Origin of the sequence: Vibrio sp. vnigr-6D03, from assembly GCF_002835515.1 — a bacterium.
GTDB classification, from domain to species: domain Bacteria; phylum Pseudomonadota; class Gammaproteobacteria; order Enterobacterales; family Vibrionaceae; genus Vibrio; species Vibrio penaeicida.
The window spans coordinates 21,136-46,655 of the sequence record NZ_PIZL01000003.1 but is presented as its reverse complement, the minus strand read 5'-3'; the positions used below and the strand labels follow the sequence as shown (position 1 = coordinate 46,655).

Annotated in this window: 12 protein-coding genes; 2 read left to right on the top strand and 10 right to left on the bottom strand. The window is 44.5% G+C overall.

The genetic code is table 11. From position 1 onward, the window contains the following. Position 1 precedes the first annotated feature (1 nt). From CW749_RS04885 to CW749_RS04840, 10 genes are all read right to left on the bottom strand, one after another. Positions 2-793, bottom strand: coding sequence for an ABC transporter permease (locus tag CW749_RS04885; protein ID WP_101110925.1), 792 nt, complete (start codon positions 791-793; stop codon positions 2-4). Between the two features lie 73 nt (positions 794-866). Continuing rightward, positions 867-1,892 (bottom strand): ABC transporter substrate-binding protein, encoded by a 1,026-nt coding sequence (locus tag CW749_RS04880; protein ID WP_101110924.1) that lies wholly within the window; start codon positions 1,890-1,892, stop codon positions 867-869. 69 nt (positions 1,893-1,961) lie between these two features. Beyond that, on the bottom strand, positions 1,962-2,975 hold the full coding sequence (locus CW749_RS04875) for a substrate-binding domain-containing protein (RefSeq protein WP_101110923.1): 1,014 nt from the start codon (positions 2,973-2,975) through the stop codon (positions 1,962-1,964). 449 nt (positions 2,976-3,424) lie between these two features. After that, positions 3,425-4,291 carry a hypothetical protein gene (locus tag CW749_RS04870; protein ID WP_101110922.1) on the bottom strand — a complete coding sequence of 289 codons (867 nt, stop codon included), beginning with the start codon at positions 4,289-4,291 and terminating at the stop codon, positions 3,425-3,427. 12 nt (positions 4,292-4,303) lie between these two features. Continuing rightward, positions 4,304-4,954 carry a polysaccharide deacetylase family protein gene (locus CW749_RS04865; RefSeq protein WP_180958329.1) on the bottom strand — a complete coding sequence of 217 codons (651 nt, stop codon included), beginning with the start codon at positions 4,952-4,954 and terminating at the stop codon, positions 4,304-4,306. A gap of 13 nt (positions 4,955-4,967) precedes the next feature. After that, positions 4,968-6,293 (bottom strand): MFS transporter, encoded by a 1,326-nt coding sequence (locus tag CW749_RS04860; RefSeq protein WP_180958328.1) that lies wholly within the window; start codon positions 6,291-6,293, stop codon positions 4,968-4,970. 15 nt (positions 6,294-6,308) lie between these two features. After that, entirely contained in the window at positions 6,309-7,178 is an 870-nt protein-coding gene (locus CW749_RS04855; protein WP_180958327.1) for a glycosyltransferase, read from the bottom strand. Positions 7,179-7,191: 13 nt separating this feature from the next. Then, on the bottom strand, positions 7,192-11,928 hold the full coding sequence (locus CW749_RS04850) for a non-ribosomal peptide synthetase (protein ID WP_180958326.1): 4,737 nt from the start codon (positions 11,926-11,928) through the stop codon (positions 7,192-7,194). Between the two features lie 2 nt (positions 11,929-11,930). Further along, positions 11,931-20,042 carry a non-ribosomal peptide synthetase gene (locus CW749_RS04845; protein ID WP_101110917.1) on the bottom strand — a complete coding sequence of 2,704 codons (8,112 nt, stop codon included), beginning with the start codon at positions 20,040-20,042 and terminating at the stop codon, positions 11,931-11,933. Positions 20,043-20,708: 666 nt separating this feature from the next. Then, the gene (locus CW749_RS04840) at positions 20,709-21,722 is read right to left on the bottom strand and encodes an AraC family transcriptional regulator (RefSeq protein ID WP_101110916.1); all 1,014 of its coding nucleotides are present in this window, start codon (positions 21,720-21,722) and stop codon (positions 20,709-20,711) included. 594 nt (positions 21,723-22,316) lie between these two features. Between CW749_RS04840 and CW749_RS04835 the strand changes: the two genes are divergently transcribed. After that, positions 22,317-23,888 carry an NAD(P)/FAD-dependent oxidoreductase gene (locus CW749_RS04835; RefSeq protein WP_101110915.1) on the top strand — a complete coding sequence of 524 codons (1,572 nt, stop codon included), beginning with the start codon at positions 22,317-22,319 and terminating at the stop codon, positions 23,886-23,888. 86 nt (positions 23,889-23,974) lie between these two features. Beyond that, positions 23,975-25,507, top strand: coding sequence for an ABC transporter substrate-binding protein (locus tag CW749_RS04830; protein ID WP_101110914.1), 1,533 nt, complete (start codon positions 23,975-23,977; stop codon positions 25,505-25,507). The last annotated feature ends 13 nt before the right edge of the window (positions 25,508-25,520 follow it).

Here is a 25,520-nt window from a genome sequence, read left to right as displayed (position 1 = left end):
TTTACGCTCCCATATTGATCGATGCCATGCCATATCGCTTGGCGATACTCAGGCAAACCCAAGTGACACCGCCGAGCACAATGCTTAACGCTGCAGCCATAGGTAAATTGGCACTTAACGTAAACTCGGTATAAATCGTCATTGGAATTACATTAAGATCGGTCGCTAGCGCAAAAGCAGTACCAAATGCCCCCATTGATGTTGCAAAACACAGAGAGCCGGAAGAGATCAAACCCGGAACTAACGCAGGTAACGTGACATCTTTAAATGTTCTCAAAGGGCTAGCTCCTAGAGAACGAGCTGCCTCCATTAAGCTGTAGTCCAACTTTTCAGCCGCCACCATGACCGTTAAAACGACTCTTGGAATGGAAAAGTAAAGATAACCGATAAACAATCCAGCAATGGAATACGCAAACGTCCAGCGCTCTCCAACCAGCAATAGCCCCAACTCGGCCGAAGCACCTTGTCTTCCCGCCAACATGATGACAAAAAAGCCAATAACAACACCTGGGAACGCCAGTGGAAAGCTGATCATTGCAATCAACCAACGCTTCCCAAAGAAGTCATAACGAGTTAAAAACAAACCACATACGATTGCGATTACCAACGTCAGCAGTGTCACCGTTACGGAGAGCACAACTGTCGACCACAAGCTTTGATAATATTGTTCATTTGCAAGAATGTCGTAATAGTTCCCTGCCTCTGAAAGCAAGATAAGCTGCACGACAGGTATGAGAAAGAATGCAATGCTCACCACCAAGGCAGGCAAGATTAATATTAGGTATTTATTCATTTGAGTACTTATCTATTAGCGAATTTTATTTGCAGGAAAGTGTTTAGGGCGACGATTTATCGCCCTACTTTTCTTATTTCACTTCTTTTAAATAACGCTGTGCAAAGTTCGTTTGCGCACTCGCCATTTTTGCAAAATCCACTGCAGACGCTCGCTCATAGTCACTATCTGGAAGGAATTTCTTCTTCGTTTCGGCGTCCATTGCGGACGTTATGACAGGTCGTAAAAACGCTTCTGCCCACACTTTTTGCCCTTTGCTAGAAAGAACAAAATCTAGAATTTTCTTTCCATTTTCAGGGTTGGGGGAATTTTTCACTTGGCTCATTACATAAGGAACGACGAGCGATCCTTCTTGAGGGATAACAAATTCAATGTTGCCATGATCTTTATACTTAGCGCGGTAAGCATTAAAGTCGAAATCTAACAGAATTGGGATCTCTCCAGACAGCACACGCGCGTAAGACGTTTGCTTAGGCACAATTGGCTTGTTCTTTTTCAACTTAGAAAAGAACTCAATCGCTGGATCAAAATTTGAAAGGTCGCCGCCCATCGCACGATTTACCGCCACCGCTCCCGCATAGCCGACAAAAGCACTGGTTGGATCAAGATACCCCACCATACCTCGGTAATCCGAACTTAGAAGATCGGCCCAAGATTTAGGGACAGGTTTCCCCTCTAGTGCATCCACATTGACGAAAAAGCCTAACGTCCCTGAATGGATCGCAAACCATTTGCCTTCAGAATCTTTCAAGCCTTCTGGGATTTGTTCCCAGTTTTTCGGTTTATAACCAGTAACAACACCCTGCTCTGCCGCTTTAATACCAAAAGACACACCGTAATAGGCGACATCAGCCACTGGGCTATTTTTCTCAGTAATCAGTTGAGACAAGGTTTGACCTGAATTTTTGTTGTCCATAGGAATAGAAATATTCAATTCCTTTTTAATTAACTTGAGTTGCCCGCCCCAGTTTGCCCATTCAGGTGGGCAGTTATAACAAGTCGCATCAGAGGCAAGAACAGGTTGTAGCGCTGTTGCCAACGTCACTACCGTAGTGGAGATTACGGCCAAGCCTAGCTTGGAATATGACTTACGTAACATGGTTTTCACTCCTTGTTGATATTCATGCTTAAATAACTTTACTCTTTGATTTTCATAATCATTATGGATTCAGTTAGGCATTACATTGGCTACTGTGCCAAGTAACTTTAGCTGATGTCCCACTTCAATCTGCCTGCAAACGCTCCTTGTTTGCCTATTGGCAACACGTTCATTTAGAAGTAGATCGACCGCTACTTCGCCCATTTTTTGGTACGGAACAGAAACTGTCGCCAATTCTGGGTGAAACAAATCACCAAACGCCATTCCATCAAACCCAACAACACTGGTTTCTTCAGGCACATTAATACCCAGCTTCTTCAATGCTTTTAAGGTTCTCAATGCCAGTAAATCGTTAGTGCAAAACCATGCCGTTGTTGTCATCTCTGCGAATAAGTCTTCGACTTCAGCATCTTGATCTTGGGTCTCATAAGGCAGCTCGACATGAGCCAACGTTGAAAGATCGCACCCCAATTCCTTTAGCGCGTCCGTAAACCCCGCATAACGAGCACGACCTCGATCAGAGGCGGAAAAGTTCATGGTAACGACGCCAAATTCTCGATGCCCTTTCTCGTAAAGAGCAAAGGCCACATCACGGCTTGCTTGATAGTTGTCTACATACACACACGCTTCATCTGAGAGACTTTGGTTGTGAAGCAGGCAATAAGGAAATTCAAACTCTCTCAGCAAGGAGAGCGCTTCATTGTTTTGATGAGAGGACACCGTAAGCAGAACACCAGCAACTCGCTGACGGAGCAAAGTTATTATGCCCTGCTTTTCAAATTCACCATTGTATTGAGTATCGATGATCAGTACTGAATAGCCGTAGAAACGCGCTTTGGACTGAATAGCGGAAGCAATTTCAGCAAAGACGGGATTATTAATGCTCGGAATCATCAAACCGATTGTAGGGTTCGTGTTCAGCGCCACACCAGAGAAAGGTGTGCGCGGAGAGTAGCCCGTCACCTCTATCACTTTTGCAATTCGTTCTGATGCGTTGTTCGCTACCAGCTCTGGCGCATTTAAATAGCGAGAGACTGTTGCTGGCGACACATTCGCAAGTTGCGCCACATCCTTGATGTTCATACTGCTTTATATCCATTTATGCCCATGCGTTCCCTATGGATAAAGAATAGGAGTTAAACATGACAATTACATTAAAATTTATTTCACTTACGCGCCATTTAGCTTCACGTTATTGAATTTTGACAGCACATTTAGAACAATTAGCAAATGAAACCAATTTGTTTCATCTGATTTTGATTAAAATATTAATTAGGTGGAATTTTGACCAACATCTCATTTCGTATTCAGGAGACGTACGTAATAGGGACTTGAAACACTTGTTTTGACGCTGTGTCTTGCAGAATTGTTCAATCAGATGGCGCCCAAAAGGCTCCAAAGCGATAGCCAAGAATATATTGAATGGGAGTGGGTACTAGGCGGCTTAAATAAATCAAAGGTTCTAAATAGCTTTTTGCCCCTTGGAGAACCTTATGTGCGATACGTTCAGTACCGCACTTGTAGCTTAGGCTTTACATGCCCATTTTGGTTATTTCAGAATAAAGTGATATGAAAGGGACGGACAACGGACCTTCACCAAACCTAACCACTAGATTAGGTTCTTTCATCGCAAGTTGTTTCGTTGGATCCAATAGTACATTAGGCGTATCTGCAACATCCAAAACAACGCCTTTCACATCATAAGAAGAAACAAGCTTGGACGATATTTTATCCGCCCAGCGACTAAAGAAGCCCAAATCTGAGTAAAACAATACTTCTACATACCGCTCCTCTTGCAAGGTGCGCTCTGTCAGTAAAAGCAGGCATTCACTCTGTTCGCACTCAACAAGCACAAAAAAACACGCTTCTTGAGAATGCTCGTCAAACAAACCTGTCCACTGGCTATCTATTCGTTGTTGTATTTGATCATGGTCGCTAACAACAGTAACCGTGGAGGGATCCTGAGAGCTTTCTGAAAGCACCTGATACTTATCGGAATGAACGCTGGCACCCAGCGTCTTTATCGATACTTTCTCTGTGACAGGACTAGGCGTAAGACATGTAAACAGAGCTGTTTTAAGCGTTTTCAATGCTCTAAATAGCCTTAAGCTCTGCGTTCTGTATTCGGGTAGAACGGTCATCGTAGACATGTTATTCACTTCCGTCTCGATACCTTGAATTTCCCGAAAAGACCGAACCATGCCGAGAAAACCGACCCATTTATCCCCCACTTTAAGCCCAAGACCAATGTAGGGGTCCTCAAACTTTTCAGGTTTTGTCAGCGTAAATGTTCTCACATATCGTTCCCATGGAACGTAACCTAAATTTGGCGGCATGAATAAATGTTTAAGGTCAGGTAAATCTTCTGTATACGCTTTTACCAACTCGACATTGCTCATATTTTTTCCTATTTAACCCAAATTCATTGGAACAATTGGGATCTGTTTCTTCTTACATAACCGTATTAACGCAACTAGTGACTTGAGAGTAGAAAACGGCGAACCGCCTATCACGCCATCGTGAAATAGAGTCAATTGATGGAGGTCACGTTGCTGTTCAAAATGCGCCTGTATTTGCTTTGAATTGAATTCCCAGTCAAAGGAGTCGAGCGACCAGAGCACCGTTTGGAATCCTTCCGCTTTCAATACTTCGACATATTCGGGGGCGATCTCGCCATTCGGTGGACGATAGATTTTCTTATAAGGAAGATTGTGCTCACGCATTACATCATCAAATCGATGTAAAGACCGCTGAAAAGCATCTGGCGTCATATCCGTAATAATGGTGTGATCGTAACCGTGCACGCACAATTCATGCTCTTCTTCTAACAAACATCTCGCGATCTCAGGGTTTTGTTGCACCTTCGTTGCCAAAACAAAAAAACTGGCAGAAATGTTTTCGCGTTTGAACAATTTGATCATGGCGTGAGCGTATGGATTAGGTCCATCATCAATCGAAATAGATAAGCCTTTAGGCTTCGGGGTATTGAGTAATATCTCCGAGCCCAAAAGTGCTTTAATGTGCTCAAAATGATGTAGCCTAGAAATGCTTTTGCAGATCATTGTCGATCCCCATTTATGAAAGCGAACTGGCTTCAGTTGAAATGAACTTTCCATCATTCCTATACGCAGAAAGCTTCCACCAAACTAAAATAGCAATGGAAAACACCACGGCAATTCCACCAACAGCGGCATACATTAACCCTAGCTCTCGCCCTTTTTGATCACCGAACCATGTTGGTAGAAGATCACCAGATTGACTCAAATACGACAGTATTGGCGCAAAGACACCGTCGGCTAAGCCCCCACCAACTAAGGTCGCAACTGGGAAAACGGTCATGTACATTGCACCTTGCAGTGCAAAGAATCTGCCTCGAATGGATTCTTTGATTCTCTGTTGCCAGAATGTGCGGTCGCATACGCTCATTAACGGTGAAATGAACATCATGACAAACACCGTAATGTACATAAGGGGTAAATGAGTGGTAATGCCGGCCAGTATGATCAAAATACCGCTGACAATATTGATTGAGAACATCCACAAAACGAGTCGTTTAGGCGTTTTCGCTGACAAGATTACTGCCCCGACTAACGCACCTACCGCGCCTACCGACATTAATACACCAATACTTTCCACCGTGAAGCTGGCAAGTAACATAGGTGCCATCAGCCCAGTGACCAGCGATGTGATGAAATTTGCCGCCAACAAATACGTCAGCACCATAAGAAGGAACGGTGATGCTTTAAGCTCGTTCAAAACCGGCATCACGTTATCGCTAAAACGCCAAGACGCGGAATCACCGTCTGCTTTTTTAACGGGTTCACACACTTCTTTAGGCAGCCTCACCAAGAGCAAGCTCAATACCGCCACCAGCAGAGTTAACAAGTCAATCAACATGACGCCGGCTAAACCAACGACGGACAACAAACTTGTCGCAAGTAAAGCCGAAACAACTCTCGACCCAGCATCAATAATGGTAAAGCGCGCATTGGCTTTTCCTATTAATTCACTCCCCACCAGTTTAGGAATCAACACCGTAAATGTGGTTCTTTGCAAAAGGCTAGGAACTGAACTAAACACTGCCATGATGTATATATGCCACATTTCTAGAACATCGAAATGCGCTAAAAGCAGCATAACAACGGTAAAGACACCCGCGAGTAGATCGGACACTATCGCCAGTTTTTTCAGGTTAAAGCGGTCGACAATACCGCCTATCCATGGCGAAAGAATGGCGCTTGGCAAGAAAAACCAGACGAGCCCTAAAGCAAATGCCGTGGTCGACTGACCATTTTGTGCCATCCAAACCAACAAGGCGAAACTGGTCGTCGCGGTACCTAGTTGGCTGACCAGTTGCCCAAACCAAATGATATGGAAAGCTTTACCTAATTTTTTGTTCAAGACAGCTTCCATCAGTTAGACCGCTTCCGCTTCTCTTAATGTCATTTTAAATATGGCTTCCCATCCATGCTCCGAGAGTAAACTCACATCTGGCTGTTTATACTTATTTACGATGTATTTGATGTTCTCCATTGAAGAGGCTTTATTGCTTTCACCACACCGGTAATGGGGTTTGTGTATCGCGTGTAACGACTTCAACACCGTGAACTGGCAGCCATGTTCAAATAATCGAATAGCCATATCGACATCTTCACCCCCCCAACTTCTAAAGGCTTCATCGCAGCCTCCGATTTGCTTGAGCGTCTGAGTGGAACAAGACACATGCCCTCCCCAGCACATCACCCAAGGGGCGCGTGTTTTCGACAGATCAAAATCAATTTCTTGGCAAGTTTCATATCGGCAATCATACAAATTCTTGCGTTGAGACAGCTCGCTAAACAACTCGGTACGATCAAGTGTATTGATAAGTTGAGTAAGTTCTTTGGCGTTCTCGGTTGAATACTCTTCCACGCCATACGACAGCCCGATCAACACGGAATCGGGTTGGTCTCTATGCGCCATTAAGTGTTTTTCTACCAAATCCTCGGTAGCGATCATTCCGCAGTCAAAAAACAAAACCAGAGGGTATTTGGCATGTTCGAGCCCAAGGTTTCTTGCCGCGGCTAATCGAAAGCCATCATCCTCTTGGTAGTAATAGTGAATATCTAACAGAGAAGAAAAATCTTGTACTACTTCTTTTGTGTTATCCGATGAGCCATCGTCGGCAATAATGACTTCATATAAATCCGTGCTTACCGTTTGATCAACCAGACAATCCAGGGTTTCGCGCAGCAGATCTTGAGCGTTATATGTCGGTATTATGATACTTAATTTTGAATGTTCCATTTCATAGTTTCCGTTAGTCGATTTTGGCAGATTGGATGGTCTCTTCTGCGGTATGACCCGACAGCAAAGTGGAGACAACTTCATTGATATAGTGGTGGAATGTGGTGTTCATTTTCTCTACATATTCACGCGTAAACTGGGTTGGGGAGTAGCCCCAATGCATATGTAGGCGATCACCAACAGGGTAGGTTTTGATGAGTGGCGGTGTGTCCTTGTACATTACATCATCAAGGTAACCTTGGGATTCTTGTGCCAGTTTCATTAACTTTCCGAATTCGGGCTCATCACCTTTGATGGAGTTACTTGGTATGTAGCCAAATTCAAAATGAAAACGAGGGATCTCAGCCATCGTTTGACGAACTTCCTGATCCTCACACATGTATTTTAAAGCGCTAAATGACAGCCCAACATCGTTCAATTTTTCGAGTGTCTCAGCCACATTTTTAACCGCATCTTGAAGGGTTTGAGCCTCCGTTAGATCGAACATCAAATTGTAATAGTTTGGCAACCAAGCCAATGTTCTGGTCAAATCCAAATGGCGAGCACCTGAAATAGAGCGCCCATTATTCATAAAGACCAAAAAGACAGCGTCGCTGCCACTGAACGCACCATAGGTTTTCACCATGGCTGTAATTAGAATGACATCGTGAGCGTAACCAGAAAGCGTACTTGCCGTATTGAGATTGGTCGTTTCTTCTACGCTCAGTTGGCTCAAAAGTAATTCCGGTGCCAGCACCTCAGGAACTTCTTCTGGCAACGATAAATTGGGGTCTTCCGATAGAGGCAGACACTTTTCCCAAGACAAATTTTTCCAATATGGGAAATAGTCTTTTGCTTTACCCTGAGCATACTCATATTGCCACCGACTCCATTCCGCCACTGACAGCGTTTTTTCAGGCAATGTAATAGGCTTACCTTGTCTGGCTGACTCATACCCTTGATAGAGGTCGTCCATAAAGAACATGTAACAATATGGGTCTATCAATAATCTATGCATAACGAGCAGCAGTCGTTGTCCTCGTTCTCGCCCAAGATCAAACAGCACGGCTTTAAAAAGGCACTCTTCAATATGCAGAGACACTTGGTAGCCTTGGCAGGTTTCTGCTAGTGCTTGCGGTAATGCTTCCTCATCGACACCTGAAAGATCTTCTGTAAACCACCAAGGGGCTAATTTGGAAAATGGCTGAACTTTTTGCTGACGCTCTCCCGATTCATCGGAAATCAATACCCTTCTCATGCCATCATGATGTTTTAGAATTTGAGCAATAGATTGATTCAAATACTCGCCTTCTATCGATACTTCAAAATCAATAAGTGCAGACGAGTTACAGTGGTTAACGTTGTACCGATTGAGTAGCCAATGATGGTTGGCTAGCAACGGAAAGGTTTCTTCCACTTCCTGAGTATCTTCCACCACTATTGAGCTATGCGGTTTGATAATCGAAGCCAGCGCTGAAGGAGTGGCATTTTGATAAATTTGCTCCGCAGTCACGACCCAATTTTGGCGTTTAAGATAAGACGCCAAACTCAGTACTGAAAGGGAGTGCCCGCCAAGCATAAAGAAGTCATCAAAGATACTGATGTCTTCCACTTGAAGCACTTTTGAAAAGGCTTCTATAACCACACTCTCTTGTGGAGTACGAGGTAACCCAATGTCTGTTCTTAACTTTCTAGACTTCGCTCTCTCTTGCAAAAACGATTTATCGACTTTGCCGTTCTGAGTTAAAGGTAACGTGTCTACGACTTCAACCGTAGGAACCATATAGCTAGGGAACCAAGCAGTCAGTTGCAATAGCAGATCCCGAGATAAATCAGTGTGATTTTGTTCATCATTTTTTGCTGTGACAAAGGCGAACAACCGCTGCTGCCCCCCTTCTCCTACTATTGCAATCGCGACACTTGCCACTAAACCAGAGGCGGTTATTCTGTGCGTCAACTCCCCAAATTCAATTCGATACCCATGCAATTGAACTTGGTCGTCAGCGCGTCGTACAAACTCCAATTCGCCTTCAAAGTTCATGCGTACTAAGTCACCAGTGCGATACAGCCTATCCGACCTTAATTGCTCAAAAGGATTGGCAATAAACTTATTTTTTGTCTGTTCTGGCTGATTCAAATACCCACGCGATACACCATTCCCTCCTAGGAATAGCTCACCGAGAACGCCAACTGGCGCTAATTGATTCCCTTTAACCACGCACAATTCGACGCCTTTAACTGGCGTGCCAATCGGAGGGCTTTGCGTTTCGGTGCCTTGTACTAGATAACGCGTTGCAACAACCGAGTTTTCACTTGGTCCATAGGCGTTCACCACTTGTACATTGTCTGAGAAAGGGAACGATACAGAGTGCAGTGCTTCACCTGCCGTGATGATGTAACGAAGGTCAGGCATATCACAATAGTCAGACTCCGAAGCAATGGCTTCCATCAATGCAGTAGGAATGAAACTGTGCGAAATACTAAGCTCGCGCATCTTTTGTAATAAAGCATTTGGGCAACGCTTGGCGTCTTCGTCAATGATGGCAACACACGCACCAGACAATAAGAAAGCCCATACTTCGCCAACCGACGCATCAAATGCAACAGAAGCCATTTGAGTCGTCACCGATTGCTCTGAAATATCAAAGTCCAACATTTGCCACTGGCTAACTTGCAATAGCCCAATGTCTTTCACTAACACGCCTTTTGGCATACCAGTGGAACCAGAGGTATAAATCACATAGGCAAGGGAATCGAGCGACCTATCCTCTGCTGGTAATATTATCGACTCATCAGAGGCCAACTGATTCCAAAAATTGGGATTGAGCAAAACCGTATCACCAGAAAATGCCAAGTGTATGGGCTCATTAGATATCACTATCGACGCCTCACAATCCGATAATATGAATTCAAGGCGCGAAGTCGGGCATTTGGAATCGATCGGTAAAAACGCGGCTCCAGCTTTTAGAATCGCTAACTCGGATACAAATACGTCCATACCACGGGGAAGGAAAACAGGAATAATGGATTCTGGCTTGGCGCCAAGTCGCTTTAAATGACTGGCTAGTAAATCGGTTTTTTCGTCGAGTTCTCTATAGGTCAGAGTGTGCCCATTTTCTTGCAGCGCAACACGGCTAGGAAAACGTGAAACGACCTCTTTCCACACCTCAAGAACAGGTCTATGTTCATTTGGATCTTGCCAGTGGCTCAATACCGACGGCGTAAGATCTGTCCCTTTAAACCAATCAAAACACTCTACTGGGGTGCTTAACTGATGAACGAATGATTGAGCAAGTAACGAGTAACGCTCCATAAACTCGGAGATAAAGCGAGGATCAAACTTGTTGCTGTCGTACTCGAAATTCACGCTCATATCAGCGCCACTGTCTTTCACACTGACCGTGAGATCAAACTTCCTCTTTTGCTCACAAGGATCCATTAATTTCATCGGAATATCAGCAATGTAAACATTACTTGGACCAACTGAGTCCAGCAAAAACATGATTTGGAATAGTGGATTTTGAGAAGCATTTCTAACGGGGTTAATCTCATCAACGATGTAATCGAATGGCACGTCTTGATGGTCTTGCGCATTCCTCACCACTTGAATGGCTTTCAGTAATGTTTTCTCCACTGAATCTGTCGGCGAGACTTGTAATCGCAATACCAAGGTGTTGACACAAAATCCAACCAGATCCATTAATTCAGGTCGATTACGCCCTGCAACGGCTGTCCCCATCAACACATCATTTGATTCACTGCTTGCACTTGTAGTAATAGCAAACAACCCGTACATCAACTCGAACAAGCTGCAATTTAATCGAGCAGCCGTCATCCTTAAAGAATGACTCAACTCAGCACTAAAAGGGGCAGTAGCGACACTCGCAACCTGTTTGTTATTGGCATGAATTGGAGGGTTGCCCTGCTCTGTACGAAAAAGATTTACGGGAAGCGAATGTGTTGCTGGCGCATCTTTTAATGTCTCTTTCCAGAAAGACAGTTGGCTGCCGTAGGCGCCAGACTGGTATAACTCTTTTTGCCACGATGCGTAATCGAAGTAATCAGGTTTGTTTGCTTTATTGGTAACCTGGATATTTCCTGACTCATATCTCTCGATAATCTCGTTGATTAATATCTCCATAGACCAACCATCTGCTGCGATGTGGTGGATATTAATAACCAATACACTGACGCTATTTGGCAACTTTAGGTATGCCGCTCTGAGCATGCAGTCTTGGCTCAGATCAAACGGAGTGCAAGCATCAGACAAACGGTATTCATGCACCGCCTTTTCGGCTTGATGCTCTGGCATATCAGAAAGATCAACGATGTTGAGTGTAAACGCAGGGCGCTCCGCTAGAAATTGCGCCTCTTCTTGCTCGGAATAGACGGTTTTGAGCATCGGATGGTTATGGATAAGCGCTTCAAATGTTGCTTCGAGCTTTTGCTCATCTAAAAGACCAGAAACTTGGTATGCACACGGCATATTGTAGTGTTCGTTGCTGCCTTCAATTTTGTCGATCGTCCACAAACGTTTTTGGGAAAACGACAACGGGAACGTTTCTGGTTCAATTTTTCTCGGTAAGATCGGTTTTTTTAACAAATCTTGGTGCTGGAACCAACTGAGAATTTCTGCCTTATTCTCTTTTATTTGGTGTCCAATTTCGGTGGTTATCAACCCGCTTGCTGCGCGGCTTTTTAATTTGCCCTCTTCCACATACAAGTGGATGTGTTTGTCTTTGAGTTGATTAATTAACTGGGTAATGTTCACGTTTACCACTCCATCTCTTCCGTTGAGTCGTCTTTTGTTTGGCTACTGTAGTTAGCCTCTTCAATGGCTACAGCCATTTGAACAATCGTATTGTTTTCATAGGCAAAGGATGTCGACATCGACATTCCATACCTCACTTCAATTTCATTTATTAACTTGATCAAAAGCAGGGAATGTCCACCCACGCTGAAGAAACTTTCGTCCGTACTGATCTGTTCAGGGGGCAGAGATAAAAGCTCGGACCATAGAGACAAAAGGCTGGTTTCTATTTCGTTGGTCGGTAATTGAATAGCTGTGGCTTTAACTCCCATGTCTGGACTGGGGAGCTGGCTTTTATCGAGCTTGCCCGACGCCGTAAAAGGTAGATATTCCAGTGCAATGACATGGTTAGGCCACATATAGGACGGCAATTCATTTTCTGTTACGGACTTTATCTCGTCGAGCGAAGCAGCATTAAGATCCTCTCTGCCGGATAACACAATGTAAGCCACCAACTGTTGAACCCCATCGTGCGCTTCGTAGGTCACAGCACAAGCTCGTACTGAATCGACTCGGCTAATTGCGGATTCTATTTCGGTAAGTTCAACGCGCTGCCCTCGAATTTTGACTTGATGATCATCACGGCCGTGGAATTCGATGGTTCCATCACCCAAAACACGCACTAAATCTCCGCTTCGGTAGTAGGTAAAGCCGTCTTCCCATTCGAAAAACCGTTGGTTAGTCAGTTCTGGTCGGTTTAAGTAGCCTTTTGCTAAACCCACTCCAGATATACAAAGCTCACCTATCGCTCCGGGAATAACAGGTTGATCATAATCGTCCAACACACGGGCTTGCATGTTTGGCACAATGTTTCCAATGCTATAAATCGACGTGTTTGGGTCATATTCTTGAGTGAAACAGCAAATACTGCATTCTGTTGGTCCATAAGCCACAAAATAGCGGCAGAACGGCAGCCAACGTTCAATTAGGGCTTTCGACGTCACTTCTCCCCCAACAATTAATGACTCCAAAGCCATGTCTTTATGAGGCTCTATAACATCTAACGCTGTTGGTACAATCGATAAGTGCGTGATTTTATGTGTTATCAACATTTGGCTTAGTGGCTTGCCCGGTACTAGTGCATCTTTACCAACGATATGCAGCGACGCACCAGAGCATAACGCCTGCCAGACCTCAGAAATCGACACATCGAACCCTAGAGGAACATTTTGTAATACCCGAGCGTCGTCATGAAGATGATACTCCGAAACCAGTGAGCGGATGGTATTGGCTAAACCACCATGCCCAACCAATACACCTTTCGGTTTTCCTGTAGAGCCGGAGGTATAGATCGCGTAGGCAGAAGTTTCTGCGCTTAACGTATTCGACGTAAAATCCAACACCTTCATGGCAGAGAGTTGAGGCAAACTGATGAATTTTGTCTTAACGCCTTTCACAGCTATGTTGTTGGCTGAAAATTTGATCTGCCACTGAGCGCGGCTTTCTTCAATAATGACGGCTTGCCGCTCCGTAGGGGTAGACTCTTCCACTGGCAGATATACCGCCCCAATCTTAAACAAGGCCAGCTGAACGATCACTGTCAGCGGGTCTCGCTGAACATGAACAACCACCATGTCACCCGCTTTCATACCATCCGCACTAAGTACACTTGCCAAGGTATCGGAAAGCTCATTCAACCGAATGTAACTTATTGAAAATAAATGATTGTCAATTTCATAACTCAAAGCAACGGCTTGCCCTCTCAGCCTGACTTGCTCTTTAAAGTCACACAAAACTGTTTGGCTCGGCGCCTTAGAAATGTTCAATTCTGGTGCATTGAGGCGCTTTGATTGTGGGTGCTGTCCAATTAGGCTTCCTTCCACTAAAGGAAGGTCATACAGTGGAATGGTTTCTTGCTTTTGGCTGACCATTAACGCCATAATTTCCAGCATATCCACCCAACTCTGCGCTAGACGTACCATGCTCGATTGAGTAAACAACGCTTTTTGGTAGGTAAAGTGGCCGTGGCAGTGCTGCTCGTCTTCAACTAAGTTAACGATAAGATCCAACACACTGTGTTGCTCTGCCATCGCCTCTGTCATCAGTTCAAAAGGCGACTCTTTTGAAGCATGGTTTACAGAATTCATGCTGAACAACACTTGAAAGATAGGGCTATAAGATCGGCTTCTAACGGGGTTGCATGCTTCCACCACCTTATCGAAAGGCACACTTTGATACTGCTGAACCAGCGAAGCATTGCTTCGTATTTGAGTCCAAAAATCGTTTAATGTTTGTTCGCGATTGCAGTCTGTACGAACGGCAATCGTGTTTGCAAAAAAGCCAATGACATCATTTAGAGCTTCGGACTCTCGATTCGCAACAGGGATACCTAACACCACATCCGTAACGCCCGCGTACATTGATAGCGTGAGCGACAACGTTCCATGGATAAGCATATGCGAAGTCAAATCGTGTATCGCCGCTGCTTCTCGCAGCTTCACAAGTAACTGAGGGTTGATCTCGATTGGCACCGATTCTGCGCTAAAACATGGGTTGTTTGGCCGAGCGAAATCCAGAGGCAAATGAAGCAAGTCAGGAATGCCTTTTAAGTGCTGCTTCCAAAACGTTAGCCCTGCCTCTTCTACAGGCTGACTAATGAGCTGAACCCACTGTGCATAATCAAAGTAGTCCTTGTCTTTCGACAGGTGTTTATCTTGGGCGAGCAGTGAGATGTCTTCGAGCAATACCGCTGCACTCGCACCATCAAATATCAAATGTGAAAGCGTCAAAATCCAAATATTATTGGCTTCCGAAGTCTCTAAAACCTTTACTTTCAACCCGATTTGTTTGGTGAGATCAAACTCCGTCTCTTTTTCACTCAAGCACATGGCGTTGAGATCTTTCGGCAGAACGGTCGATACACTCTCCCAATCCAGCTCTAAAGAAACGGAACTTATTGCCTCCTGAAACCACTCCCCTTTTTCTTGATAGAACTGTGTTCTTAAAGCGGGGTTCGCCATCACGAACTGGTTAAATAGGGATTCTACTGCCTTACGATTAAGGCATTGAGGATCGCGAATAACCAATTGCTGGTTATACTCTTTCAGCCCACCCTCTAGCTTCCAAACAAACCACAATTTTTCTTGCTGCGGAGTTAAAGGGATCGGCAATTGGGTATTTCGTTTAGGTATTGTCGAACCCGCTAAAGCCGATTCCGACCTATCTTCCAAAAACCTCGAAAGTTTTTCGACTGAGCTGTTTTGGAAAAAGTCTCGCAAAGATACGTCTTTCTTGTATTCCCGAACAACTCGATTCACTAACCGAACGGCTTGCAAAGAATGCCCACCTAAGCTGAAAAAAGGATCAATAATGCTGAAGTTGCTCGGGCTAATTTCTAATATTTCTGCCCATATGGCTTTCATTCGAATCAGTGCTGGGGTGAGCTCGCCCTCTTCTGCTGCGCTTAAAAGTGCCTCTTTCGGATCAGGCAATTTAGCGATGTCCAATTTCCCATTGGTGGTCAGCGGAAACGACGGTACTGAAATAATCGAATGAGGCAGCATATAGCTGGGTAACTGCTCACTCAGTTCTGCATGAAGAGACGGTATAATGAGTGATTCATCAGATTCTGAATTCGAGAGCACCACATAAGCGATAAGCTGCTTGTCGTGCGCAGCACGGGGCTGAGCGATAATACGAGCCTCAGACACATGGGCCAAATTCAGTAATGTGGATTCCACCCCTGATAATTCAATGCGGTAACCGCGAATTTTGACCTGAGTATCTTGCCGCCCTATGTATTCAAGCGCGCCGCAGCTAGATTGGCGAACCAAATCTCCTGTTCTATACAGGCGTTGACCCGCATAGTCATGATGTTGAAAACGCGCCTGTGTTTCTTCATCACGTTGATGATACCCTTTTGCTAAACAATCCCCACCGACCCAAAGCTCACCAGTTTCGCCCTTTGAACAAGGCAGCCCCGAGGCGTTTAGAACAAACAGCGAAGAATGAGATATAGGGCTTCCAATTGGTGGAAATTCACCATCGCTATTGGTGTTTACTCGATAAGTCGTGACTACATGCGTTTCGGTTGGTCCGTAGTGGTTCCACAGTTGGCAACTATCTAGTTTCAAAAACATCCGACGTATCGCTGGGGTTAATATTAATGCTTCCCCCGCAACAATGACCTCTTTTAAAGAGAGTCGGTTATTCGAGTCGTCATGTTGTTCCGCGAGCACAGCTAGCACAGCCGGAGGACAGAATAGTCGCTCGATGTTTTTCTCGGCCAAACACTGAGCAAATGTATTAAGTTCGTCTTTCTCTGATTGCTCAATAAGAACCAATGGGCTCAATGTTTTCCAGCTTGTCGCCAATTCCTGAATCGATACGTCAAATCCTATTGGCGTGAATTGCAGCGTTCTCAAGCTTTCATTTATCCCATCTTCGAGGCTTTGGTGCTCAACCAAATTCCGAATGGTTCGATGTGTTTGAACCACACCTTTAGGTTTACCGGTCGAACCCGATGTGTAGATAAGGGAAAGAGGATCATCATCGAAACGTTCTACAGGATGAAGACGTTGAGTGTCACCATGGTGTATGGCGGTATCCATATTTACTTGAGAAATAGCCGACGGTGCCCATTTTTTTTGGATTCCATCAGTAATCAGAATGCGTATATCTGCATCTTCTGCAATAGTACTTAAACGTGCATCTGGGTGGCTTTCTTCAAATGGAACATAAACACCACCCGCTTTGATAACGCCCAGAATCGCAATAATAAGCTCAAACGACCTTGGTAATGCAATACCAACGTGCTGGTCTTTTTCCACCCCTGCATTTTGTAACCATGCGCCGAGTTGATTGGAGTAAAGATCAAGCTCTGCATAGCTCATACTGGCAGAATTGAACTCCAAAGCCACCGAGTTAGGAGAATACTTTGCTGCGTCAGAAAAAAGCGTAAACAGGTTTTGCGTTTGAGTGTGAGGTTGTTTTTTGGGTAGCGCTTTCCATTCCGATAATGGTGCAAATGGCAAGGCGTGTAGCTCTGAGTTTTGATTTTCCGTGAAGCCTTTAAGCAGCGTACAGACCCCATCCACCAATTGCTGTGCCGTGTCTTCTCTGAATAGTTTGCTGTCGTACTCCAAATCCAGTGATATCTGCCCATCATTCATTTTCATGATTCTTAGGTGCAAATCGTATTTTGCCCCTTGGGTCAGATAGTGTTGCGGTACGAATATGGCACCTTCGGTTTCGAGCTTCGTCAGCTGGTCTTCCACACTGAGCATCACTTGAAATAACGGATTGAAAGACGGATTGGCCGAGTAATCTAGCTCCTCCATCACGCATTCAAATGGGTAGTTTTGATGCTTTAAGGCATCGAAATTACGCTGTTTTATTTGTTCACAATAGGCGTCCACGCGCATTCGCGGGTTGTATTCTGTTCTTAAAAGAACAAGGTTTGATAAATACCCAACCACTTGTGAAAAGTCCGAATTCGTGCGCCCACCAGCAGGTACACCTACCACTAATTCTTCCGCCTGGCTTAAACGGCTCAACAAAAGAGAAAATGCAGCATGCACCGTCATAAACAAAGTCATGCCACGCGTTGAAGACCATTGCTCAATTTCGCTGACAAGAGAAGGTTGCAACAAAACTGAAGCTTGATTCCCTTCAAACGTTCGAATGGTTGGCCGCGGGTAATCCAATGGGATTTGATGAACCGTAGGCAGCGAAGCCAACGCTGTTTTCCAGTACTGTCTTGACGGTTCCAGCAACCCTTTCTTAACCCATTCTTTTTGGCTAAGGGCAAACTCTTGAAAACCAAATTTAGGGCTGATGGGGGCTAATTCTGAATTGGTGTAAAGTGCGACAAGCTCTTTATACACAAGCTCCATCGACCAACCGTCTGCAATAATATGAGGGACAGACAATAGAAGCACTGCGCTGTCCGCGTTCTGTTGTATCGCGCTCACCCTAAGAAGCGGCCCAGCTTCTAAGTCAAACACATGGGCCTGCTCTCTCTCGGTAATGGTTTGTAGATCATCCGAAGTGCTGCGGAATTCGAAAGATTGCCGTAACGGCGTGGGAACAAGGTTACCCGTACTATTGAGCGTAAAGCCAGTTTGGAACACATCAAACTTGGTGACCAAAAGCTCGAGGGCCACTTCTAATTGGATCACATCCAATGACCCACCAACATCTATTGGAAGTAAAATGTTGTAGCTCTTAGATTGTCCCGATTGATTCAAAAACCAAAAGCTGGATTGCGCGAACGACACCTGATCTTCGGAAACCGTTTGGTCCGAGGAAATAAACACGGGTAACTGAGCAATGGGGTTTGAAGAAGAATCAATATGGGTCGCCAAATCTTTGAGGGTTGAGTGCAGGAATATTGATTCGAGACTGATGCTTTTATCGAATTCCATTTGTATTTTATCGAGCAACTTAACCGCTAGAATGGATTCCCCGCCAATACTAAAAAACGAGCTGTCACGACCAATTCCGTCTTCGCTTGAACCAGTCAAACTAGCCCATATCGCTCGAAGTTTCTGCTCGGTTTCTGTCGCCAAAAATTGTGTGGAGCCGCTAGATTCAAAATGACGGGCTACTAGGGCTTTCTTATCCACTTTGCCGTTCTGATTTAAAGGAAAGTCGGATACCTCTACCAAGCTCTCTGGCACCATATAGTTTGGTAACTGCTCCTCAAGAATGGCGCGAACGGTATCTAAATCTCGCTTCGGGGCAGTTTGTTTTATGAAGGCACATAACCCAAAGGATTCTTCCTTACCCCCATACACCACTGCCGCTTGGCTAATCGAATTTATCGACGTCAGCGCTTGTTCAATTTCTCCTAGCTCGACTCGAAACCCTCGAATTTGTACTTGATCGTCTTTACGACCATGAAAAACGAGGTTTCCATCAGGATCTTTGCTCACCCTATCGCCTGTGCGATACATCGGTTGCCCATCTTCTGCCGTCGAAAAGCGGCTCATGGTTTGCTCGTCAGCATTTATGTAGCCAAGAGCAATCCCAGCTCCTTTTACCCAAAGTTCCCCTTGTTCTCCATCTGCACACGCATTTTGGTGGTCATCGAGAATGAAGCATTGGGTATTGAGAACCGGTTTTCCTATCGGTGGACAGTGCCCAGACGCGTACGTAGCAACTTTAAACGTAGTGGCAACATGGGTTTCAGTCGGCCCATAATGGTTCCACAATTCACACGATGGGTGTGCGGAGAGGAACTGGCACATATTGACCGACATCTGCAAAGCTTCACCTGCCACAATCACTTGCTTTAGTTCGGGTATTAACTTATTGAATGCCACTACGTGGTCAGCTATCCAGCCAAAAACGGCTGGGGGCAAAAACACTCTTTCTACATTTTGCTGAATGATGATCTCCGGAAGCTGAGATAGGTCCTCTTTTTGCTCATCACTCATCATGACTAACGTTGAACCCGTCGCCCAAGCGGTGGTCATTTCTTGTATGGAAACGTCGAAGGTTGCAGGCGTAAATTGAAGCGTTCGGTAAGGCTGCGTTATTTGATCTTGCTGAATCTGAGAACGCACTAAATTAACTAGCGTTCTGTGAGTTTGCATGACCCCTTTAGGTACCCCCGTAGATCCGGAAGTGTAAAGAAGGTAAGCCGCTGTCTTATCTGATAATTCTAAGTTTAAATTATGGCTACCTAAATGTGGGGCACTGATAATATTTTTTATATTTTCTTTCGAGGAGAACTGAGAGGAAAACTCTCCTTCATACTTATCGCCATATAAACACAAAACCGTATTACTGGAATTCAATATATATTGATTACGAGACCTAGGTATTCCTTGATTTATAGGTAGATAGCAATGCCCAGACTTCAAACAACCTAATATTGAATATATTAATTCTTCAGATCGCTCTACCATTATGGCGATGACACTACCCTTTGGTAAATTCATTAACTTGAGGTAGTGCGCGATTTTGTTTGATCGCGCATTCAAATCGAAATACGTTGTTTTTCTTCCATTAAACTCAATGGCAACATTATCTTTTGAAGTTTTCGCTTTTTCTTCCAAAAAATCATGAATTAAGAAAGGCGTACTGAACTTACCTAATGATTCTGGTGTATTTAAAGCCTGAGTTTCCATCTACTATTCCTAGAATTTCAGGTGCAATAACCCTATGCATTTACTCCAAAACAGGAATAGCTAAATGCACAAAGATATAGCCAAATGGTTCTAAATATTAGTTATTACCTAGCGATTTTATTATCATCACACTATGACGTATTAATTCGACATTAATTTCACACTCTTATTTTTTAATTATTCAAAGCTAACGAGACATTTATTAATAATGTTTTTTACATCTCGTTAACTATTAATAATATTTAGATTAATTTTCATAAGCAAAATTATAATATTTGATAATGAACCTAAAAAAAAACATCAATCAACATTATATTACTCACATTACGTGACTCAAAGCCACTTATACCCACTTTTTATTAGCGGGTACTGGTTAATTCTATTACTACAGTGAATAATTCAGCATTTAATATTTTGATTGGATATGTGAAATGAAACACCAATTAGGGAAAAATAATGACGATTTTTGCATATTTATGCTTAAACATAGATCACAAAAATTATTCAATTAAGCAGAGAGTAGATTGTAAGTCGAACTAAAATATGAATCAGATCTAATATATTCATGAGTATGAAATATAACAATATTATAAATTTAAGCCTCATTCATAATATTGTATTTCTCCCTCTCTTGTAGGACAGAAGAAGCACCAAAACTGAGGCTGATTAGCGCTTTCTAAACGTTTGGCTGGGGCTTTCGCCGAAACGAGCTTTGTATTCCGCACTGAAACGCCCCATATGAGAAAATCCCCACCTCATCGCAACCGATGTTACGCTGGTAGCCTCGCTGGTTAGCAAATCATTCCTTACATGATCCAACCTTAAATTCCTCAAATATTGCATTGGTGTGGTTCCAACGAAATCTTTAAACCCGCTGTAAAGGCTACGAATACTGATGCCACACACCTGAGCGAGTAATTCGACGGAAATAGGCTCGTGGGCATGCGCTTCCATATACTCTTGAGCTCGCTTAATGTGGCGAGGACGAATAGACGTACGTTGAGTCACTTTCTCTTCACTTTGTGAATGTTTGTGGTTTAAAAACAAAGTGGTTGCAGTCAGTTGATTCAGTTGGCTGGTAATCAGCTTATTTTCTCGCAGTGACGGATCCGAGTTAGCGTAAAAGTCGAGCAAATAGGAGAGCAAGCAATACCACGCGGGGCAATCTTGCCAGCGAAACCCGACGTCAAATCGTATCGGGTCATCAATATCATGCCCCAAAATACCGATTGCAGTTCGCTCCATTAATGAACGAGATATTCGGACCATAAACTGGTCGTTATCGTAGTCCCAAACCATATCTGTTTGCACTTCAGGGTTCAGTACAGATGCCGTACTTTCGGTCGATTCAATCTTCTCTGAACCATTGGTTACACAAGCATGCCCATGAATAGGAATTTGGATGCAGTAATAATCTTTTATCGTAGGGATATGGATAGACACACTAGAACCATACTTTAAGCGATACAAAGAGATATCACCCAATGGCATGTAATGCATGCTGGCATCAAGCCTACCGTTATTGTTAATAACATTAAGCTCGTGAGGCGTCATGACACGCCCGACACTTGCTTTGGCTTCATCTACGTTACTTGAGCTAAACAACAAATGGCTTGATTCGTCTAATCTCTGGCGAAATGAGCGAACGCTAAAACGAGGAGACTCAGTGGCGTACTTCATCTTTGCTCTCCATCTTTTAATTGTGCCTACTCGGAAAATTTCTAAGCGCGTAATCTCATTCACATACAAGCTTTACTCATACCGAATTGCGCTTTAGTCACTCTCTTCAGAGGCTGCTTCCATTGCATTGAGTCTTTCTTGCGGCGAGCTGTGCGTTACACCACGGTGTGACCCTTAACATAATATTAACATACTACTCAATACGGTCTGCATCTGTTATCCGTATTTTGCTCAAACTATCCATATAGTGCAGTTTTTGACCACATCGCCTTTTTGCTTGCCTTATTTTCACACAGCACTTTTTCGCTTAATCGACTCACTACACCAATGTGTCTTTTTGCTTCTTCTGCACTTGCCTTCTTCTTTAGAGAGCTTCTAGGTGCACATACCCAAAAGGTGCATATACCCAAAATTGAACCAGAATATATCGCTCTGAATCCTGCATCTTGAGATCACTTGGGTATATTCATATCCGCTTTTTGCCAAGCCTATCCCTGCCCTGCAATAACCCCCATTTTCGATAGAGTTGTCGCATTGTCGCGGTCAGATCACTGGCTAATACTGAAATCACACAAACAAGTTCAAGGATGAGCAATGAGTGAACCAAGGGCGGATGCAATAATCATTGGAAGCGGTATAAACAGCTTAGTATGTGCCGTTTTACTTCAGTCAAAAGGCTGGACGGTCCACATTATAGAGCAATGTGAAACCGCTGGCGGAGCCGTTAAGTCAGGTGAATATACGCTGGATGGCTTTCGACACGACTGGGCAGCAATGAACCTTTCACTTTTTGCAGGGTCGCCTTTTTTTCAACAATTTGGTGAGCAGCTAAAAGAGCACGGCTTAGAATTCGTTGAAGCGCACCATTGTTTTGCAAGCGTATTTCCAGACGGTAATTGGCTAGGCATTAGCAAAGACCAATTAGAGAATGCCAGCAGAATCCAAACCTACTCGCAGAAAGACGAAGCGAGCTGGAATCACCTTACCGAGCGATTTTCCGCACAAGCCCCTCTTATTGTTCCTTTTTTGCAATCCCCTTTTAAGCTCGCCCCATTATCCAAACATATTTGGCAGCTTTACCGTAGGGAAGGCACCCAAGGAATGGCTGATCTTTTACGTTTGATGGTCAGTTCGCCACGAGAATGGCTAGATACCCATTTCGAATCGGAACACGTAAAAGCAACGCTCGCGGCTTGGGGAATGCACCTAGATTTCGCACCGGACATTGCGGGCGGGGCTATTTTTCCTTTTCTTGAATCGTTCGCTAACCAAGCTTTTGGCATGGTGATAGGAAAAGGCGGCGCAGACACCATGACACGTGCCATGGTGAGCCTCATTGAGTCAAAAGGTGGCACATTAGAATATGGCACGCGCGCTTCAAAGATCATCACATCGCAAGGTGAAGTCATTGGTATAGAAAAAGAAGACGGAAGCGTGCTCCTTGCGAACAAAGCCGTGATCGCCAATGTGTCCCCTTCAGGGCTTCAGCGTTTGGTTGCGAACGACAGCCACCAAGAATCATTGAAATGCTACGATACCTTTCAACACGCGCCAGGCACCATGATGATTCATGTCGCCACCAATAAATTACCCAACTGGACCGCATCCCAAACCCTAAAAGAATTCGCTTACGTGCACATTGCCCCTTCGATGGATCAAATGGCGCAAACCTATCAACAAGCCATGGCTGGAGTATTACCAGAGCAACCAGTTATTGTTGTGGGGCAGCCGACAACGATTGACCCAAGCCGAGCACCTAGCGGAAAACATACGCTGTGGATTCAGGTTCGGATGCTTCCTTCCAAAGTCCTTGTTGATTCAATTTCAACTGAGCCATCCAAAAGCTGGCATAAGTTAGCTGAACCCTACAGCCAGCATGTATTGGGCATCATTGAACAATACGCGCCGGGATTTAAAGAAAGCATTCTCTCTAAGCGCGTTGTATCCCCTGCCGATTTAGAAGCCGATAACCCCAATTTAGTCGGTGGCGATCAGCTGTGTGGCAGCCACCACCTCAATCAAAATTTTTGGTTCCGCCCTGTGTTTGGCAAAGCCGATGGCTCTACGCCGATATCCGGTCTTTACCACACTGGTGCCGCAGTTTGGCCTGGAGCCGGAACGGGCGCTGGTGCCGGATATCTGCTTGCCCAAAAGCTGACGACGTAACCAAACCCACTGAGCCATAAAAGAGTCAAATCAAAACCCGTGAAATAAACAAAAGCTCAGTCATTGAAAAACACTAGGAGTGTAAAATGAAAATATGGAAGTTGAGCAATAGGATAGCCGGCGCACTAACGATGGTGTGTCTCGCGTTTATTCAACCCTTATCCGTACAGGCAAAACCCATTGATGAGTTGGTAATTGCCTCGAATGTAAACTTACCCAGTTGGGATCCAACAACGGGTCCTTCTTCAGTAAACCCGACAATTCAAGGTATCTATCAATCGGTATTTGACCAGTTCATCGCACAAAAAACGGATCTGAGCCAATCCCCGGGCTTAGTCACTAACTGGGGCTGGCTAGAAAACAAAACTAAGATTTACCTCACGATTAGAAGTGGCGTGCAGTGGCATGACGGCACGCCATTAACGCCGGAAGATGTGGTTTGGTCTTTGCAGCGAGCAGGGAACGAAAACAGCGGTAACCCCATTCAATTTATCTGGTCTACGCTTGGCAATTTTCAAGTTGAAGGAAACACAATCATCGCGGATGTGGTTCGATTTGAGCCCACTATTTTCAAATGGATGAGTTTTCTCACAGGGTATGTACTGCCTAAACATTACATTGAAAAAGTCGGGCAGGAAGGGTTTGAAGCAAAACCAATCGGCACCGGTCCTTACATGGTGGAAAAATTCGAACGCAATGCCTATATCCGCTTAAAGGCAAACCCAAACTACTGGGGAGGCAAACCAGAGTTCGAATACGTGACCATTAAGTTTGTTACCGATGCGTCTGCACGCGTTGCGGAAGTCGAATCTGGTAATGCTCACGTTACACTCGAAATCCCCTACGAAGAATACAATCGCTTAACACGTAAAGATCAACTCAAAGGGGTGGCTTCCCCCGTGTCGGACATTGGAATGATTTTCTTTAACGATATCGACGCAATGAAAGATCCTAACGTTCGCAAAGCGGCGGTTCATGCGGTTAGCAAATCCGCCATTGTTGAACGACTGCTCAAAGGCTACGGCATTGCTATCGATACCTTACAAACATCACTCTATAGCGCCTACAACAAAGAGATAAAAACGCCCTACGATCCTGAAAAAGCCATCGCTCTGCTCGCAGAATCGGGCTATTCCAAATCCAATCCTGTGACGTTTACCATTCAAACCACTAAAGGGTTCAAGCCTAAAGATTACGAAATTATCCAAGCGATCGTGGGATTGTGGCGCAAAGTGGGCATCAATGCAGAGATCGAAGTGTATGAAGTAGCAAAGCATTACGAATTGCGCGCCGCAGACAAACTGGCACCTGCCGCGTTCTATAACTGGGGCAACTCCATTGGTGACCCAACAACCTCAACAGGATTTGCCATGTTTGGTCCTTCACCTCACTCGGTTTGGGATGGTGAAGATCTCACCGCGATGATAGGTCCGCTTTGGGGCGAGAAAGATGAAGCGAAACGGATTGAAGGCTGGAAACAAGTCGACAAAAAGATTGCAGAAGACGCGTTGGTTCTACCACTTTTCCAATACGTCCAACCCATCGTACATGACCCCAGAGTTGCGGTAATACCCCATGCTTCTGGTGCATTACTTCCTCACTTAATGACACGTAACTAAGATCGATTGATCG

What these genes read in the sequence shown, in the direction of transcription:
- CW749_RS04875 (WP_101110923.1), bottom strand. Translation starts at nt 2,975, where the DNA reads ATGAACATCAAGGATGTGGCGCAACTTGCGAATGTGTCGCCAGCAACA.
- CW749_RS04835 (WP_101110915.1), top strand. Translation starts at nt 22,317, where the DNA reads ATGAGTGAACCAAGGGCGGATGCAATAATCATTGGAAGCGGTATAAAC.
- CW749_RS04840 (WP_101110916.1), bottom strand. Translation starts at nt 21,722, where the DNA reads ATGAAGTACGCCACTGAGTCTCCTCGTTTTAGCGTTCGCTCATTTCGC.
- CW749_RS04870 (WP_101110922.1), bottom strand. Translation starts at nt 4,291, where the DNA reads ATGAGCAATGTCGAGTTGGTAAAAGCGTATACAGAAGATTTACCTGAC.
- CW749_RS04885 (WP_101110925.1), bottom strand. Translation starts at nt 793, where the DNA reads ATGAATAAATACCTAATATTAATCTTGCCTGCCTTGGTGGTGAGCATT.
- CW749_RS04845 (WP_101110917.1), bottom strand. Translation starts at nt 20,042, where the DNA reads ATGGAAACTCAGGCTTTAAATACACCAGAATCATTAGGTAAGTTCAGT.
- CW749_RS04830 (WP_101110914.1), top strand. Translation starts at nt 23,975, where the DNA reads ATGAAAATATGGAAGTTGAGCAATAGGATAGCCGGCGCACTAACGATG.
- CW749_RS04880 (WP_101110924.1), bottom strand. Translation starts at nt 1,892, where the DNA reads ATGTTACGTAAGTCATATTCCAAGCTAGGCTTGGCCGTAATCTCCACT.
- CW749_RS04855 (WP_180958327.1), bottom strand. Translation starts at nt 7,178, where the DNA reads ATGGAACATTCAAAATTAAGTATCATAATACCGACATATAACGCTCAA.
- CW749_RS04865 (WP_180958329.1), bottom strand. Translation starts at nt 4,954, where the DNA reads ATGATCTGCAAAAGCATTTCTAGGCTACATCATTTTGAGCACATTAAA.